The following is a 15853-nucleotide window of genomic DNA, read 5'->3' as shown; positions in this document are numbered from 1 at the left end:
ATACAGCCGTGCAGTTACACCGAACACAGGTCGATAACGAAGCGTCGGGAAGGCTAGCAGGTGCGTAGCCTTCCGACGCTCAGTACCGCCCGAAGGCGATCGCCACGTTGTGTCCGCCGAAACCGAACGAGTTGTTCACGGCGTAATCGATACGGCCCTGCCTGCTCTGGCCCTTGACGATGTCGAGGTCGATTGCCGGATCCTGATTGTCCAAATTCAGGGTCGGCGGGACGACGCCGTCGCGCACGGACAGCACGGTGATCACGGACTCCAGCGCGCCGACCGCGCCGATCGAGTGCCCGAGCGCCGATTTCGGCGCGTAGACCGAGGCGTGATTACCTACCGCCGCCGTAATCGCTTGCGCCTCAGCGGTATCGCCGATCGGCGTGGCGGTGGCGTGCGCGTTCACATGGGTGACATCGCGCTTGGTCAGCCCGGCCTTCTCGATCGCCCTGGTCATCGCGCGCGCGGCGCCCTTGCCCTCGAGATCGGGCGCGACCAGGTGGAAGGCGTCGGAGGTGATGCCTGCCCCCATGATTCGCGCGTGGATGGTCGCGCCGCGCGCCTTGGCGTGCTCCTCGGTCTCGATGATCATCATCGCGCCCGCCTCACCGAACACGAAGCCGTCCCGGTCCTTGTCGAACGGCCGCGACGCGCTCTTGGGGTCGTCGTTGCGGGTGCTCATCGCGCGCATCATGGTGAACGCCGCGATCGGCACCGCTTGGATGGAACCCTCGACACCGCCGGTGACCACCATGTCCGCGTCACCCATCACGATCATCTGCCACGCGTTCGCGATCGCCTCCGAGCCCGACGAGCAGGCCGACACCGGCGTGACCACGCCCGCCCCGGCGCCGAGCTCGATGCCGACACAGGCGGCCGACCCGTTCGGCATGATCCGTTGCACGGTCAGCGGTGAAATCTTGCGGTAGCCACCGTTTTTGATCCGGTCCCTGGCGTCGACGATGTACTCGCCGCCGCCGAGGCCGGTGCCGATGGCGACGCCGAGCCGGGTTTTGTCCACCTCCGGGCTGCCCGCGTTGCGCCACACTTCGCGGCTGAGCACCGTGGCCATCTGCTCCACATAGGACAGGGTGCGCGCTTCGACGCGGGTGAGGCTCTCGGTGGGCGAGACCTTCAGATGTCCGCCGATGCGGACCGGCAGCTCGAACTGCTCGATGAAACTGTCCTCTAGGACGTCGATGCCGCTTTCGCCGTTGAGCAGGCCCTTCCACGTCGAATCGACGTCACCGGCGATCGAGGTGGTCGCCGCCAGGCTGGTGACGACAACGTTGGGAAAGCTCCTGTTTTTCGAAGGTATCTGCATGTTCGCTCACTTTCCCTAGCGTGACTACTAAGAAATTTGTCGAGCCCGAAACCTGGTGGAGCAAGCACCTTGTGGAGCAATGGCATTTCGCATGCGGACGGGCCGCCGTGGAACATGGGCATCCGCGCGTATCGCGCTGGAGCGCAGGCAGATCAGTCCGCCGAGCCTGTCATCAGGGCCGCACACATGATCGGCCGATGAGCATTATCGAGGAGCAGCAGACCGATCATGTTGCTGACACGCGGACGGTACCAGGCGTTCCCCGGCCTTCGCTCCGGCCATCCGCAATCCGGCGCCGAAGTTCGTCCGCCGGGGTCCGTTCGGGGTACCGCGGCCCTTACGCTACGCCGCTGGATTTCCGTTCGGTCGCCGCCGTTCTGAGCGCCGTCATGGCGTCGTTCGCGGACGGCCACCGGCAACTCGAGTAACCTCTCCCCGGCACGGGCGCGACGGCGGGTGGCCCGAGGACGCGAGGAAGGGACGGTCGGTGACGGGCGCGCGGATGGTCGGGCTGTTCGCCGGGATCGGCGGGCTCGAGCTCGGCCTCGGGCAGAACGGCTGGCAGACCGAACTGCTCTGCGAGATCGATCCTGGCGCGCAGGGAGTACTCGCCGCCCGCTTTCCCGACGTGCCACTGCATTCCGACATCACCAGGTTGCGCGCGATACCTGCCGGGACCGAATTGGTCGCGGCCGGGTTCCCCTGCCAGGACCTGTCCCAGGCCGGTCGCACCGCGGGCATCACCGGTACCAGGTCGGGGCTGGTCGACGAGGTGTTCCGGCTGGTCCGCCGCAAGCGTGGACCGCGCTGGCTGTTGATCGAGAATGTGCCCTTCATGCTGCAACTGGGGCGCGGCGCCGCTATGCGGCACATCACCGCCGCCCTGGAGGAGCTCGGCTACACCTGGGCTTATCGGGTGGTGGACGCGCGCGCGTTCGGCCTGCCACAGCGCCGTCAGCGGGTGCTGATGCTGGCCTCGCGGACCGAGGACCCGCGCGGCGTGCTGTTCGGTGACGACGCCGGGCCGCGGATAGTCGGCGACGCCGACCGCGACCCGTGCGGGTTCTACTGGACCGAAGGGGTACGCGGGCTGGGCTGGGCGGTGAACGCCGTGCCGACGGTGAAGGGCGGGTCCGCGCTGGGTATCGCCAGTCCGCCAGCGGTGCGGCTGCCGTCCGGCGAGATCGTCACACCCGGTCTGGTGGACGTGGAACGGTTGCAAGGTTTCGCCCCCGGTTGGACCGCGCCCGCGGGTGAGGTGCCGGGCATCCGGCAGGGACATCGGTGGAAGCTGGTCGGTAACGCGGTGAGTGTGCGAATGGCGGGCTGGGTGGGATCGCGGTTGGCCGCGCCACTGGATCCGATTCCCGGTGACCAGCCGCTATCGCCGGGAACGCCGTGGCCGGTGGCTGCCTGGGGACGCGACGGGACGGCCTATCGGGTGCCGGTATCGACCTGGCCGGTGCACGAACCGTACGAGGATCTGCGGAACTTTCTCACCGATTCGCGGCTGCTTTCGGCGCGGGCTACCGCCGGATTCCTGCGCCGGGCGGGCATGGGCAGCCTGCGGTTTCCGCCAGGATTCCTCGATGATGTGGAGAGTCATCTCGATCGGATGGGCGGCTGGGCGGCATGAGCGAGCGGACGGGCGCGGGACGATCGGGCGACCCACCCGACCATGCGCGGCGACTCCCGCCTTCGGCGGGAAAGCCGGAATCGAGTCGCGGCGGTGGAACCCGACGACCGAGCACCGACGCGGCGACCAGCGCGCGAATGGCGCGGCAGCGGCGGACCGGGACGAAGCCCGAACTCGCGCTGCGGCGGGAACTACATCGGCGGGGAGTTCGCTATTTCGTCGATCGGGCGCCGATCCGCGGCCAGCGGCGGCGGGCCGACCTGGTGTTTCCGCGGCTACGGGTCGCGGTCTATGTGGACGGTTGCTTCTGGCATCGGTGCCCGCAGCACGCGACCGATCCGCGAAACAACGCCGAATGGTGGGCCGTCAAGCTGGCCGGGAATGTGGCGCGGGACCGGGCCACCGACGCGGCGCTGATCGCGGCAGGTTGGCAGGTGATCCGTGTGTGGGAACACGAAGACACCGTGGCCGCGGCCGAGCGGGTGCTTGCCGCGCTCGGGCGATGAACTATCGGGACCGGACCCGAACCAATGTGCGCGGCGCGTGGGCGGCGAGATAGCTCGACGCCACCATCACCGCCATCACGGCGACTCCGGCGGCGGCTGTGGCATAGCCGATCATGGGGACCTCCTTGGGAACGCTTCCCTGACAGCCTGTCCGCCGAACCTGACAGGAGCCTGTGCGCTGGTTGACAAACCCGTGTGTTTGATCCCATCGGCCGCCGACTCCGAGACACTCCGAACGCGCTGACCTACCGTTTGATCATCAGTCCGGCGGCAGGTAGGAGAATGAGTCCGTGACAGGTAGCCGGAAGATCGCCGAACGGCGCGTGCGGGTGGCGTCCTTGGTGATCGCGGCGGCGATCCTGATCGCGGGGGTCTGCTATTCGTCCTGGGTGCTCGAGTTCGTCCTGAAGATCGATGTCGACCCGGTCAACTCGTTCCTCAGCGAGCTCGATGCGGAAGGCAAGCCCTACCGTGCGGTTTTCGCGACCGCAGACAAGATCGTCGGCGCCTTGCTCATCCCCGCCGCGATCGGCGGGCTGCTGGTGTTCCCGCGACGGCGCTTCACGACGATCGGCTGGGTCGCGCTGCTCTGCTTCGGCGCGGCAACCATCGCTGACGTGTTGCTGCCATTGCAGGATTGCACCGCGAGCGACGCGGGGTGCGGCGGCGGCAGCGAGCTGTTCCCGCAACTGCACCAGCCGCACGCGCTGTCGAGCACCATCGCGGTCACCTCGATCGCCGTCGCCACGTTCGCGTTCAGCCTGGCCGCGTTCCGCTATCACCGCTGGCGGATCCTGCGCGAGTTCGGGCTGGTCGTGCTCGTGGTCGGATCGGTGGCGACGGTGTGGATGCTGGTCGCCGACAACCTGACCGGGAACTACGCGCTCGGCATCGCCCAGCGGATCCAGGTCGGTTCGATGTCGCTGTGGCTGATCACGCTGGCCGCCGCGGTGATCCTGGAGGGCCGGGAATGGACCGACCCCGACGAATAGCTACTCGACGTTCAGCTTGATCGTGTGGCTGTCGGTCTTGGCTGGCAGCTTGCTGGTATCGACGAAGAGGATTTCGCCGCTGTCCTGCACGCCATTGGGCAGCGTCTTGGGCTTCAGGTCGAACGGCGGCTGCTCACCCGTGCTGCCGGCGAGGCCGAAGTCGCTGTCGTTGGCGATGTAGAGCGTCTTGCCGCCGTCCAGGGTGGCGACGCCCTCGATCTTGTCGTGGCCGAAAAACTTTCCGTTCGCGTCTAGTTCCTTGACGAGGGCGGCGAGGTCGAGGTGCTCGGTCTTGGCGGCCGGGGTGACGCCCGCTTTGGTCAGTGCGGCGATGCCGTCCGCGGTCGAGACCGGGCCGACCAACGTCTCCAGCGGTTTGCCGTCGACCTGGAGGCCGCCGCGTTCCGGATCGTATTGTGCGCCGGGCACCTTCGCGTCGGGGCCGACGTCGGTGGCGTTGGCGATGTCGACGGCCCACAGCTTCTTGTCCGACTTCGGCGCCAGCGCGCCGTCGCGTTCGTCGATCAGGAAGGTGGTCGCGCTCAGCGCGGTGATCTCGGAGTCGGCGACCTTGGTGTTCTTCGGATTCTCCAGCTGGACAATGAATTCCTTCAGCGCCTTCGTCTTCAGATCGACGGTGACGATGCGGGTCAGCGGCACTTCCTTGGCGGAGCCGTTGAGACCCGGGGTGTTCAGCCCGCTCTGCAGCACACCGACGAGCGTGCTGCCATCAGGGGTGATGGTCAGGCCCTCCATGCCCTGGTTCGGTGTGCGCAGCGAAAGTTCCTTCGGCAGGCCGGAACCGGGAGCGAGGCGCTCGATCTCGCCACCCTTGGCGTCGAAATGCACTAGGAACGGGCCGTATTCATCGGATACCCAGAAGGTGCCGTCAGGCAGTGCGACCAGGCCTTCGGGGTCTAGACCGTGATCGGTGGGCGGCAGTACGTTTCCCGCGAGGTCCTTGATGGTTTCGCCGGTGTTCGCGGCGACATCGACCTGGCCGTTGAACGGGACACCCGCGGCCGTGTGCAGATCGATGCTGGATTGCAGCACCGCTCGGCTGCCGACCAGCTTGAAGCGGGCGATCTTCGGCACGAAACTCGGTGTCGGCGAAAGCTTCTCGTTCTTGCCGGGGCCATCCACATTCGGGCCGCGGTCGGTGAGCCCGTAGAACTCGTCCGTGCTGCCCGGCACCGGCGTCCACGCCGAGCCGAAACCGCTGCCCTGCACCGTCGTTCCACCGAACTCGCCGAGCACCGGAAAGTCGGTGGTGTACAGGCGGACCGCGTCGGTGGTGGTCACCTCGAAGCTGTCCGATCCCAGGTACCCGGCGTCGGGTGTGTAGACGAGCGCACCGTCGACGCGGCGGCTCAGCTTGCCGTGCGCCGGGTCGGCGATGCGAACGGCGGCGCTGCCACCGGTCTTGGCGAGCAGGTCATCCAGGGAGATCACCAGCGGCTGGTCTTCGGTCGCGGTGAAGTCCGCGGCCGAATCCTTCGATGAGCAGCCTGCGGCCAGTACGCCGACGCAGAGCGCGGCGACGGCGGTGATGCGGGGACGAGAATGAGCTTTCACTGCGCCTGCCTACCCTGTCGATCCGACGTGTGGACGACGCAAGGATGACAACTCGGTGTCGCTGCCCGCCGCCTCGCCCCCCCGTTCGCGACCGCTGGCTCCAAGATCAGCGCCATGCGATGCTGTCGCCATGACTGCTCGCGTGAACATTTCCTCCGGCTCCGAGTTCGAAGCCATCGTCGGCTACAGCCGGGCCGTCCGGGTCGGCAACACCATCGCGGTCAGCGGCACCACCGCCTCGATTCCCGGCCACGCCGCGGTCGGCGGCGACGATATCGGCGAGCAGACCCGGGAAGTCCTGCGCCGCATTGCCACCGCCCTCACCGATGCGGGCGCGAGCCTCGCCGACGTCGTCCGCACCCGCATCTTCGTCACCGACATCACCCGCTGGGCCGAGGTCGCCAAGGCGCACGCCGAGGTATTCGGCGACATCCGCCCCGCCACTGCCATGTACCAGGTCAGCGCCCTCATCACCCCCGCCCTGCTGGTCGAAATCGAGGCAGACGCCATCGTCACCGAGTGATCCCGGGTGGTACGCACAGAGCTTTCCTACGCCGCACAGGGAGTACTGGCCCGGTGCGGCGCGTGGAGACTCTGTGAGCTCGGGGAGTCCGTCGGGTTGGCCCATTGGGGCGGCGGGTGGTGGTCGGGGTCGCTAGGGTCGCAGGGGTGACCAGTGCAGCTCCGGACGGCCCTGTCTCGCTCGACACTCTCGGCGAGGCGACCGATCGTTTTCTCGACACCATTCGCAAGCTGAGCAATGACGATGTGATCGCGGCATCGCTGTTGCCCGGTTGGACTCGCGGGCACGTGCTCGCACATATGGCCCGTAATGCCGACAGCTTGCTCAATCTGCTGTTGTGGGCGCACACCGGCGTCGAGATACCGCAGTACGCGAGCATGTTCCTGCGCGACTTCGACATCGAAGCCGGTGCGCCCCGGCCCATCGCCGAACAGCTCGTCGACAACGAAGCCGCCGCCAAGCGCCTTCTCGCACTGGCGAATTCGCTGACCGATGACATATGGCACGCGGAAGTCCGCACCCGCCAAGGGCGCCCGATTCCGGCGCTCGAAGTTCGCTGGATGCGCCTGCAGGAGGTGGAAATCCACCACGTGGACCTGAACGCGGGTTACCAGCCCGCCGACTGGCCCGCACCTTTCCTCGCCCGCATCCTCCGTCAGGCGACCGTCGACATGAACCGAATCACCACCGCGGCAACCGAACCGACGGCAGCCTTCGAACTGCACGCCACCGACACCGACTTCACCGGCATCGTCGGCACGGAGACTCCGACCGCCACCATCGCCGGCCCCGCTGCCGCCCTCGCCGCCTGGCTTCTCGGCCGCTCCGACGGCTCCGACCTCACCGGCAACCTCCCCACTCTCCCGGCCTGGAAATAGGCCCCCGCGGTTCTGGCTCTGTCAGCCGCACACCGGGTGTGCGGCTGACAGAAACGGTGCACGGTACCGCCGACCAGCTACGCCGAAAATGGTTCGCTCGCGGGAGCTGGCTCGGCCTAACGTGGTAGCCGTGTTAGGTCAGGAGGAATTACGCACCTTCGCTGAGCAGGGCTTCCTCGTATTGCCTCAGGTCGTTTCCCATGAGCTGGTGGCCAGGGCGGCAGCGGCCGTGGACGGTTCGATCGCGGCCGAGCCGCCGGGGTCCGGTGTTCGCGGTCCATACTTCTACTTCCCAGCGTCGCAACAGGTTCCCGATCTCCTGTCATTGTTGATGGACAGCCCCGCCTTCGAGCTGGCCGAATGCCTCACCGGGTCGAACACTTTGACGCCGCCGGAGCAGGTACAGATCGCCTTGAACATCCCGCCGTTCTCCCATCGCCCAGGCGGACCCCACATCGACGGCTTTCCCCCTGAGCCGGACGGGCGACCGGGAACATTCACATTGCTCGCCGGTGTCCTGCTCTCCGATCAACTCGACGAAGACGCCGGAAACCTGTGGGCCTGGCCAGGAACACATCTGACCCATGCGGAGTACTTTCGCCGATACGGCCCCGACGCGTTCTTCAAGGCAGCCGGTTATCCACACATCTCACTGCCGGAACCAGTACAGATCCGTGGGCGAGCGGGTGACCTACTCCTGGCGCACTACTTGCTCGGTCACAATATCGGCGGCAACACGGCGAAGCAGACCCGACGAGCGATCTACTTCCGAGTCAAGCGATCCGGGCACAATCCACGCTGGCGTGAGTTCCTGCAGGACCCATGGTTGGAGTACGACCCGATCCGCAGCCTCGCCACCTGACGCCACAAAGCCCCACCCCTCGATTTGGTCGAGGTGGCGGGGCTTCGGCGGTGATCGGGGACGCTTGCTGTTCGACCGCAACGGTTTCCGCACTCAGGCCGCAGCTCCCAGCCCCGCGGCAACGATCACCGGCACCATGTACATCAACGGGAACGGAATGTGCGCATACGCCCCCGCCCGAATATTCGTGACAACCGCCCCGGCGAAGTACAGCACCACCCCGATCGCAGCCAGCACACCGATCACCGGCACGAACAACCCGACCACAAGCCCAACCGCCCCCGCTGCTTTAGCCACCCCCAGCCAGGTCCACCACGACTGCGGCACACCATATTCGGTCAACGGATCCACCACCCAGCTGGCCCGAAAGAAGATCGACCCCGCCGAAAACCCCACCCAAGCGGCAGCCAAAACAGTGACAACAACATATGCGATGTACATCGGAACGAGCTCCTTGCGAGTGATGTTCGGGACCAACACCCGGTAGACGAAGCTCCCCCGCAGAGTGTGACAATCGCAGCCCTCCTCCCCGAGCCGCCGGAAAAGGCGAGTTTCGACAACAACTCGTGGAAGTGCGCGGCACCCGCGAGAATTGGCGACATGACCGGCTTCGGGCTGACGGATGAACGGCGGAACGAACTGGCGGCGCTGCTGGCGGACGAGCAGCGGCTTCGTGCGGAGTATCCGAGGGTGGCGGAGTATCTGGATACGGCACCGCGGTTGTCCGGTACCGGTGATCCGGGCGCCGACTCGGCGTTCGATCTTCGGCTCGTGCACTACATGGCCGGTGGGAAGTCGCCTACAGGTAACCCGTACTGGGACATCGTCGCACCGTCGGTTGGCGACGACGGTGGACGTCGAGTCGTGAACGGCGGCAGGCCAAGCGGCAGTGCACGACTCGCCTTCGCTCAAACGATCCTGCAAGCGGCGTACGCGTATGCGGTGCCCTCGCCGGAGACGATCGAGTGGCTGGCACGGTTCAGCGAAGGGCGTCGGGTGCTCGAACTGGGCGCTGGGCGCGGGTACTGGGCTGGGCAACTCGCCGCCCATGGCGTCGACGTCGCCGCGTTCGACGTGGAGCCGCCGAACAGCACCGCCAACGTGTCGTTCCCTGGGGCAGCGGGCCAGCTGGACGTGTGGCACCCGGTTGGCGGGCTGGCGGAGTTCGACGCCGACCTCGATAACGACTGCGTGCTGTTCCTCTGCTGGCCGCCCGGATGGGGCGACCCGATGGCATCTGAAGCACTGCGAAAATTCGAAGCCGGCGGCGGTAGTCGGCTGGTCTACATCGGCGAACCCAAAGGCGGCAAGACCGGCGACGACGCCTTCTTCGACCGCCTCACAGAGCACTGGGCTCTGGAATCACAAGATGCGCACCATGTTTCGTGGTGGAACCTCGCCGACGCAGCACAAGCCTGGGTGCGCAAGACTTAGGGGCTTCTGGAGCGAAACAACTGAACCGCCCCCACAATGCAAACAAACCGCGAACAACGACCTCGTTCGCGGTTTGCCCATCCAGCGTTTCCGCTGTCCAAAGTGCGGCTGAAGGGATTCGAACCCCTAACCTTCTGATCCGTAGTCAGATGCTCTATCCGTTGAGCTACAGCCGCATGGGTTATTCAGTTGTGTACCGGTTGCCCGGGTGTGGCGGAGGCGAGAGGATTTGAACCTCCGGTCCCCGTGAAGGGACAACTCATTAGCAGTGAGTCCCATTCGGCCGCTCTGGCACGCCTCCTGGAGCCTTCTCTTCGAGGGCACCGGTCCTTTCGAACCGCCGAGCATGAAGGTTACAGGAGCCGTTGTCCAGATCGCAAAACGGCTGGTTATCAGCGTAAGTTGCTGTCGAACCAGTCGAAGATCCGGGTTTGTGAGTCGACCAGACCGTAGTCGTCGTCGGTGGCGGGATGGTGGTCGGCCCGGTGGCGTAGGCCGGGGTAGCTGACGACGAGGCTTGCCACGGCGGCGCGGCCGGTCGCGTCGCGCAAGCGCTCGACCTCCGAGGGCGGGGTGGCCGGGTCGTCGGTGCCGAACAGTCCGAGCCACGGCGCCTGCAGGTTGGGGGCGGCGCGGACCAGGGCGTCGGCCTGCTCGGTGAGCGGTTCGACGATGCCGGGTGCGGCGACGCTGACGGCCGCGCCGACCGGACGGTTGGTGGCGACCAGGAACGCGGCGGTGCCCGCGGAGTCGAAGCCGAGCACGCCGATGGTGTCAGGAAAGACGCCGCGGCGGGTGAGCCAGTCGAAGCAGGCGTCGAAGTCGTCGAAGAGTTCCTCGCCGAAAACCTCGGCCGCCGGTTCGCCGTTGGAGCGATGGAACAGGTTGGGCGCGACCACCGTCCAGCCTTCGGAGGCCAGCGCGCTCATCAGATCGAGCACGGCGGGGGTGAACTCGCGGGACTCGTGCAGCATCACGATGCCGCCCCTGGCATTGCCCTCGGGTTCGACCACGATGATGGGCACCTCGGTATCGGCGGCCCGCCGTTTCGCTTCGGTCTCGGATTCGGGCGCCAGGTCGTCGCAGCGCAAGGGGGCAAGGTCGTTGTAAGTGCCCGACATCATTCCAGCGTAGGGCGACTTGTTGATCTTCGGTAGAAATTGCTGCTGAGGGCCCATTGCCCACAGAATTTTCGGTACGCGGGCCAGGCTTTGCGCTTCTCGACATATGGTTGGGGTGTGACAGCGTCAACCCGGCCGGACCTCGATTCGATTCCGGCGTACGTCCCTGGCCGCAACCACCCCGGCGCGGTCAAGCTCGCCAGCAATGAGACCACCTTCGGCCCGCTACCCGCCGCGGCCAAGGCCATCGCCGAGGCGGCCGAGCTGGCCAACCGATATCCGGACAATCAGGCCCTGGAATTGCGCGCCGCCTTGGCCGATTTCCTCGGCGTCACCGAGGCGAACGTCACGGTGGGCTGCGGCAGCGTGGCGCTGTGCCAGGAACTGGTGCAGATCACCTGCGACGCCCCGACCGACGAGGTGGTGTTCACCTGGCGCTCGTTCGAGGCGTATCCGATCGTCACCAAGGTGGGTAATGCGACAGCCGTTCAGGTGCCGCTCACCCCGGATATGGTGCACGACCTGGACGCGCTCGCCGCGGCGGTCACCGAGCGGACCAAGTTGATCTTCGTCTGCAACCCGAACAACCCGACCGGCACTGCGGTCGGCAAGGCCGAGCTGACCCGTTTCCTCGACTCGGTGCCCGAGCGCGTGCTGATCGTGCTGGACGAGGCGTACTTCGAGTACCTGCGGCTGGCGCCGGAGGACTTCCCGAACGGCGTCGAGCTGGGCCGCACCCGACCCAATGTCATTGTGCTGCGCACCTTCTCGAAGGCATACGGCCTGGCCGGGTTGCGTGCGGGCTACGCGGTGGGCGATCCGGCGGTGATCACGGCGCTGATGAAGGTGCACATCCCGTTCAGCGTGAACCGGGTCGCGCAGGCCGCGGCGATCGCCTCGCTGGAGGCGCGCCACGAATTGCTGGACCGCACCGACACCCTGGTCGTCGAGCGCGACCGCGTGCGCGACGCCCTGCTGGCCGCCGGCTACCGGGTGCCGCCGAGCGAATCCAACTTCCTCTGGCTGCCGCTGGGCGAGCGCAGCGCCGAGTTCGGTGAGGCGAGCGCGGAGGCGGGCGTACTGGTGCGGCCCTACGGTACCGACGGGGTGCGGGTCACCGCCGGCGATCCGCACGAGAACGACCTGTTCCTGAGCTTCGCCACCGATTCGGCGGTGTTGCGGCGCTTCCTCGGCTAGCCGCCGAGCGCACCCGCCACGACCGGCCACGACCGGACCAGCTCGTCAGCCCAATATGGCCACGAGTGGGTTCCGGTCGGCCGGAAGTGCGCGGTCACCGGGATGCCGAGCACGCGGAGCCGATCAGCGAGCCGCTGCGTGCAGATATTGGTGGCAGCCTCGAGCGGCCCGCCGAAGCTGACGGCGGTGGCCACGTCGACGTCCTTGTTGCCTGGCACGTCGTGGATGCCGGGCACACCGCTACCGACGGACATGTAGATCGTCTTGCCGCGCAACGCTTCCGCGTGCAACGTCACGTCGTGGTCGAGCCAGGCGGGGTCATCCTGCGGGCCGAACATGTTGTCCGGCTCGCCCTGGTAGGTGGCAATCACGGCCCGTGCTTGCGCCTGACCGATATCGGTGCCCATGGAGAAGCATCCGCTGTGCGCGGCGATCGCCGTGTACAGCCGCGGCTGCCGGATCGCCAGCATCATCGCGGCCTCGGCGCCCATGGAAACACCCATCACGGCATTGCGGCCGTTGCCCTGGAATTTCGCGTCGATCAACGGCGGCAGCTCGCGCGCTAGGAAGGTTTCCCACATGTTCGTGCCGAGCACCGGATCGGGCTTCTGCCAATCGGTGTAGAAGCTGGCCGGACCGCCGACGGTCAGCACCACGTTGACGTCTTTGTCCTCGAAGAACCGGTCGGCGTGACCGAGTTCGGTCCAGTTGTTGCTGGTCGGGTTCGCGCTGCGGCCGTCGAGCATGTATACGGTCGGGCGCGGCCGTGCGGTGTCCCGCGGCAGCAGCACCTGCACCTCGACGGTGCGGCTCATGGCGGGTGAATCGACGAAGACCCGCAGCCACCGATCGTTGATAGGTTCGATGCGGTCGATCGCCGCTTTCGCCGGTCGCTCGGTGGTCGGCTCGGCCGGAGCCGGGCCGTCCGAGGAGCCGGTACTCGGTTTGGGTGCGTCCGAGGGTGCCGCCGACAACTGGGGAGCGCCGAACCCCACAGCACCGGAAACCAGTGCCGCGCTGACCAAGACGCCGGATACCCAGCGCCGCACCCCACGCCGAGACAGCATGCGACCATCCTGCCAGAAATGCCGGGATCGATCGTCTGGTCATAGCGTGCCGCAATAATGTGTGACCAGGGCCACTTTCGAGGCTGTTCAGCTGGCCGCGAGGCGCTCCTGCCAGCGTCGTTCCACTCCGGCGAACCGCCACACCGCGACGGCGACCGCCCAGGTCAGCACGAACAGTCCGACGATGATGTAGCCGAGATCACCCAGGTCCAAGTTCCCGATCCAGGCCAGGACGCCGGTCTGCACGCCGAGCTTCTCGGTGAGGATCGACACGATCTCCTGTCCGCCGATCAGCAGCGCGACAGCCACCGAAAGGCCGGTGATCACCAGGTTGTAGTAGATCTTGCGCACCGGTTTGGCGAAGGCCCAGTCATAGGCGTAGCTCATGAACGACCCGTCGAGCGAGTCGAACAACGTCATCCCCGCCGAAAACAACACGGGCAGAACCACAATCGCGTACCACGGCAATCCGGTCGCGGCCGCGCCTCCGGCGATCACCAGCAACCCGACCTCGGTGACGGTGTCGAAACCCAGGCCGAACAGCAACCCGACCGGGTACATGTGGCGCGGCTTGCGCACCAGCCGGACCACCGGCACCAGCAGCCGGTTCAGCAGCCCACGATTGTCCAGGTGACGTTCGAGCTGCGCCTCATCGAACTCACCGTCGCGCATCCGGCGGAACACACCCCAGATCCCGATCAGCGCCGATAGATTCAGCAAACCGATCAGGATCAGGAAGGTCCCCGAGACGCTGGTGCCCCACACCCCGGTCCAACGCTGCAGCGACGAATCCTCGTCTTCCAGACTGGACGCGAGCGCACGCACACCGAACGCCAGCAGCGCGACGAGCACGAACACCACCGTCGAGTGACCGAGGGCGAACCAGAACCCGACGGTCTGAACCTTCGCTTTACCGTTCTCCGCGACCAGCTTTCGCGTGGTGTTGTCGATCGCGGCAATGTGATCGGCATCGAACGCGTGCCGCATCCCCAGGGTGTAGGCGGTGACCCCGAGCCCCACCCCGAACACCGAACCCTGCACCAGGTAATGACCGGGCACCACGACCAGCATCAGCAATCCCCAGCCGATGACATGAAGAGCGACAACGGTAGCCGCCATCCCCAGAACACTACGCACGAGCAAACCCTCACTACTGAACTCCAGGCGGTGTCAACGCTACTCGACGCCACCTATTTCTCATCGCCACATGCGGCTATCCAGCAAATCCAGCAAATCCGGGCACACCGCCAGCACACCCGCCGTACGCTACTCTCCGGGCCTTTTCCGGGCATGAACAAGGACGAGCATGATCGTGGATCCGCACTATCGGCACCGAGGTCACCTGGCTGCGCATAGGTGCAGCAAGCGGACAGGGCGCTCGGTACGGAGTCGCGACAGACCCCGCTCACTTGCACTACCCCTCGAGCCGAAGCTATTTCGCGGCATCACTGTCATGACGCAGCCTCGCGGTCCGCCGCCGAGGGCGGTATCGGCTGCGCGCCCGCGCGAATTCTCCCGCTCGAACTTGTCTGTTTCACCGCAGCACCTATGCCCGACCGGAGAAAACCGTGAATCCTGCATTACCCGTACCACCGATCGAAAACCCGCCTGACACAAAACCTTTCAGCAGCGAACTGGAGCGCCGGCTCCGCGAATGCGATGAATTCTTCCGGATGCCCGAACTGGCGCATCTCACCGCGCAGCGCCGCCGCACCGCGCTGGAGCAACTCGAACAAACCGGCGGCTATCTGCAGACCGCCGAGGAAATCTTGATCGGCGCCAAGCTCGCGTGGCGTAATCACGCCCGCTGCGTCGGCCGCAAGCATTGGCGCTCATTGAAATTGCTCGACGCGCGGCGGGTGCGGTCCGCCCGCGACCTGGCAGAGGTCTGCTGGCAGCACCTGGAGCTGGCCACCAATGGCGGCGCCATTCAATCGATGGTCACCGTCGGCCCGCCGCGTCAGCCCGACGGGCGGGAATTCCGGATCGTCAGCCCGCAGCTCATCCGGTACGCGGGCTACCGCAATGGCGACGGCACGGTCACCGGCGACGCGGCGAACGTCACACTCACCGAGTTCGCCATGAAGCTCGGATGGCGCGGCGCCAGAACACCATTCGACCTGCTGCCGCTGCTGATCAGCACCCCGGACGAGCCGATCCGCTGGTTCGACGTCCCGCCCGAACTGGCCCGCGAGGTGGAGCTGGAGCATCCTGAGTTCGAGTGGTTCGCCGGCCTCGGGCTGCGGTGGCACGCACTGCCCGCGGTCTCCAACATGAACCTCGAAGTCGGCGGTGTCACTTACCCTTTCGCGCCATTCAACGGCTGGTACCTGGGCGCGGAGATCGGCGCACGCAACCTCAGCGACCCCAACCGCTACAACATGCTGCCGCTGATCGCCGAAATGATGTGCCTGGATACGCGATCCGAGCGCAATCTATGGCGCGATCTCGCCCTCGTCGAGCTCAATCGCGCGGTGCTGCACAGCTTCCGCAAATCGGGTGTGTACATCGTCGATCACCACACGGTGGCCAAGCAGTTCTGCGATCACGTCAAGCGGGAAGAGGCGGCGGGCCGTACCTGCCCGACCGACTGGAGCTGGATCAACCCGCCGATCTCCTCGGGCCTGACCCCGACCTTCCACCGGTACTACGACCCGCCGGACCTCGATATCCGCCCGAACTTCGTCCGCCGGGACTTCAGTGCGGACACCGACAGGTAATCCGTGGTCGTCGTC

Annotated in this window: 15 protein-coding genes and 2 tRNA genes; 9 read left to right on the top strand and 8 right to left on the bottom strand. The window is 66.4% G+C overall.

Annotation, left to right across the window (positions count from 1 at the left end; translation table 11 throughout):
* Window positions 1-79: 79 nt before the first annotated feature.
* Complete coding sequence (locus tag KV110_RS01045; RefSeq protein WP_218472667.1) at window positions 80-1327, bottom strand: KasA/KasB family beta-ketoacyl-ACP synthase; 1248 nt, start codon at window positions 1325-1327, stop codon at window positions 80-82.
* Window positions 1328-1829: 502 nt separating this feature from the next.
* Here KV110_RS01045 and KV110_RS01040 point away from each other — a divergent pair.
* From KV110_RS01040 to KV110_RS01030, 3 genes are all read left to right on the top strand, one after another.
* A complete protein-coding gene (locus KV110_RS01040; protein ID WP_218478078.1) occupies window positions 1830-2963 on the top strand; it encodes a DNA cytosine methyltransferase in 1134 nt (377 codons plus the stop codon).
* Window positions 2960-3469 (top strand): very short patch repair endonuclease, encoded by a 510-nt coding sequence (locus KV110_RS01035; protein ID WP_393537426.1) that lies wholly within the window; start codon window positions 2960-2962, stop codon window positions 3467-3469. The genes KV110_RS01040 and KV110_RS01035 overlap by 4 nt, the downstream gene beginning before the upstream one ends.
* A 290-nt stretch (window positions 3470-3759) precedes the next feature.
* A complete protein-coding gene (locus KV110_RS01030; protein ID WP_218472666.1) occupies window positions 3760-4461 on the top strand; it encodes a DUF998 domain-containing protein in 702 nt (233 codons plus the stop codon).
* Here the strand turns inward: KV110_RS01030 and KV110_RS01025 are convergent, their stop codons facing one another.
* On the bottom strand, window positions 4462-6036 hold the full coding sequence (locus KV110_RS01025) for an esterase-like activity of phytase family protein (protein WP_246634295.1): 1575 nt from the start codon (window positions 6034-6036) through the stop codon (window positions 4462-4464).
* A gap of 130 nt (window positions 6037-6166) precedes the next feature.
* On the opposite strand from KV110_RS01025, the gene KV110_RS01020 reads away from it, so the two are divergent.
* The 3 genes from KV110_RS01020 (at window position 6167) to KV110_RS01010 (ending at window position 8299) form a co-directional block, all read left to right on the top strand.
* Window positions 6167-6559 carry a RidA family protein gene (locus KV110_RS01020; protein ID WP_218472665.1) on the top strand — a complete coding sequence of 131 codons (393 nt, stop codon included), beginning with the start codon at window positions 6167-6169 and terminating at the stop codon, window positions 6557-6559.
* A 146-nt stretch (window positions 6560-6705) separates the two neighbouring features.
* Window positions 6706-7437, top strand: coding sequence for a maleylpyruvate isomerase family mycothiol-dependent enzyme (locus tag KV110_RS01015; protein ID WP_218472664.1), 732 nt, complete (start codon window positions 6706-6708; stop codon window positions 7435-7437).
* Window positions 7438-7567: 130 nt separating this feature from the next.
* Complete coding sequence (locus tag KV110_RS01010; RefSeq protein ID WP_218472663.1) at window positions 7568-8299, top strand: phytanoyl-CoA dioxygenase family protein; 732 nt, start codon at window positions 7568-7570, stop codon at window positions 8297-8299.
* 93 nt (window positions 8300-8392) lie between these two features.
* Here KV110_RS01010 and KV110_RS01005 read toward each other — a convergent pair whose 3' ends face one another.
* Window positions 8393-8779, bottom strand: a complete 387-nt coding sequence (locus KV110_RS01005) for a DoxX family protein (protein ID WP_246634294.1) — start codon at window positions 8777-8779, stop codon at window positions 8393-8395.
* 120 nt (window positions 8780-8899) lie between these two features.
* Between KV110_RS01005 and KV110_RS01000 the strand changes: the two genes are divergently transcribed.
* Window positions 8900-9733 carry a class I SAM-dependent methyltransferase gene (locus tag KV110_RS01000; RefSeq protein WP_218472662.1) on the top strand — a complete coding sequence of 278 codons (834 nt, stop codon included), beginning with the start codon at window positions 8900-8902 and terminating at the stop codon, window positions 9731-9733.
* 103 nt (window positions 9734-9836) lie between these two features.
* On the opposite strand, the gene KV110_RS00995 is transcribed toward KV110_RS01000, so the two are convergent.
* The 3 genes from KV110_RS00995 to KV110_RS00985 form a co-directional block, all read right to left on the bottom strand.
* Window positions 9837-9909, bottom strand: a tRNA-Arg gene (locus KV110_RS00995).
* A 35-nt stretch (window positions 9910-9944) separates the two neighbouring features.
* Window positions 9945-10034 (bottom strand) — tRNA-Ser (locus tag KV110_RS00990).
* Window positions 10035-10125: 91 nt separating this feature from the next.
* Complete coding sequence (locus KV110_RS00985) at window positions 10126-10854, bottom strand: dienelactone hydrolase family protein (RefSeq protein WP_218478074.1); 729 nt, start codon at window positions 10852-10854, stop codon at window positions 10126-10128.
* A gap of 117 nt (window positions 10855-10971) precedes the next feature.
* On the opposite strand from KV110_RS00985, the gene hisC reads away from it, so the two are divergent.
* Entirely contained in the window at window positions 10972-12051 is a 1080-nt protein-coding gene (gene hisC / locus KV110_RS00980) for a histidinol-phosphate transaminase (protein ID WP_218472661.1), read from the top strand.
* Here hisC and KV110_RS00975 read toward each other — a convergent pair.
* A complete protein-coding gene (locus KV110_RS00975; protein ID WP_218472660.1) occupies window positions 12048-13118 on the bottom strand; it encodes an alpha/beta hydrolase in 1071 nt (356 codons plus the stop codon). The two genes, hisC and KV110_RS00975, sit on opposite strands and share 4 nt — an antisense overlap.
* Window positions 13119-13205: 87 nt before the next feature.
* The gene (gene nicT / locus KV110_RS00970) at window positions 13206-14237 is read right to left on the bottom strand and encodes a Nickel transporter NicT (protein ID WP_218472659.1); all 1032 of its coding nucleotides are present in this window, start codon (window positions 14235-14237) and stop codon (window positions 13206-13208) included.
* Window positions 14238-14713: 476 nt separating this feature from the next.
* Here nicT and KV110_RS00965 point away from each other — a divergent pair, with 476 nt between their 5' ends.
* Window positions 14714-15838, top strand: a complete 1125-nt coding sequence (locus KV110_RS00965; protein ID WP_218478073.1) for a nitric oxide synthase oxygenase — start codon at window positions 14714-14716, stop codon at window positions 15836-15838.
* Window positions 15839-15853 lie beyond the last annotated feature (15 nt).

It is taken from the genome of Nocardia iowensis, assembly GCF_019222765.1.
GTDB classification, from domain to species: Bacteria; Actinomycetota; Actinomycetes; order Mycobacteriales; family Mycobacteriaceae; genus Nocardia; species Nocardia iowensis.
The sequence above is the reverse complement of the archived record's forward strand: the minus strand, read 5'-3'. Positions and strand labels throughout refer to the sequence as shown.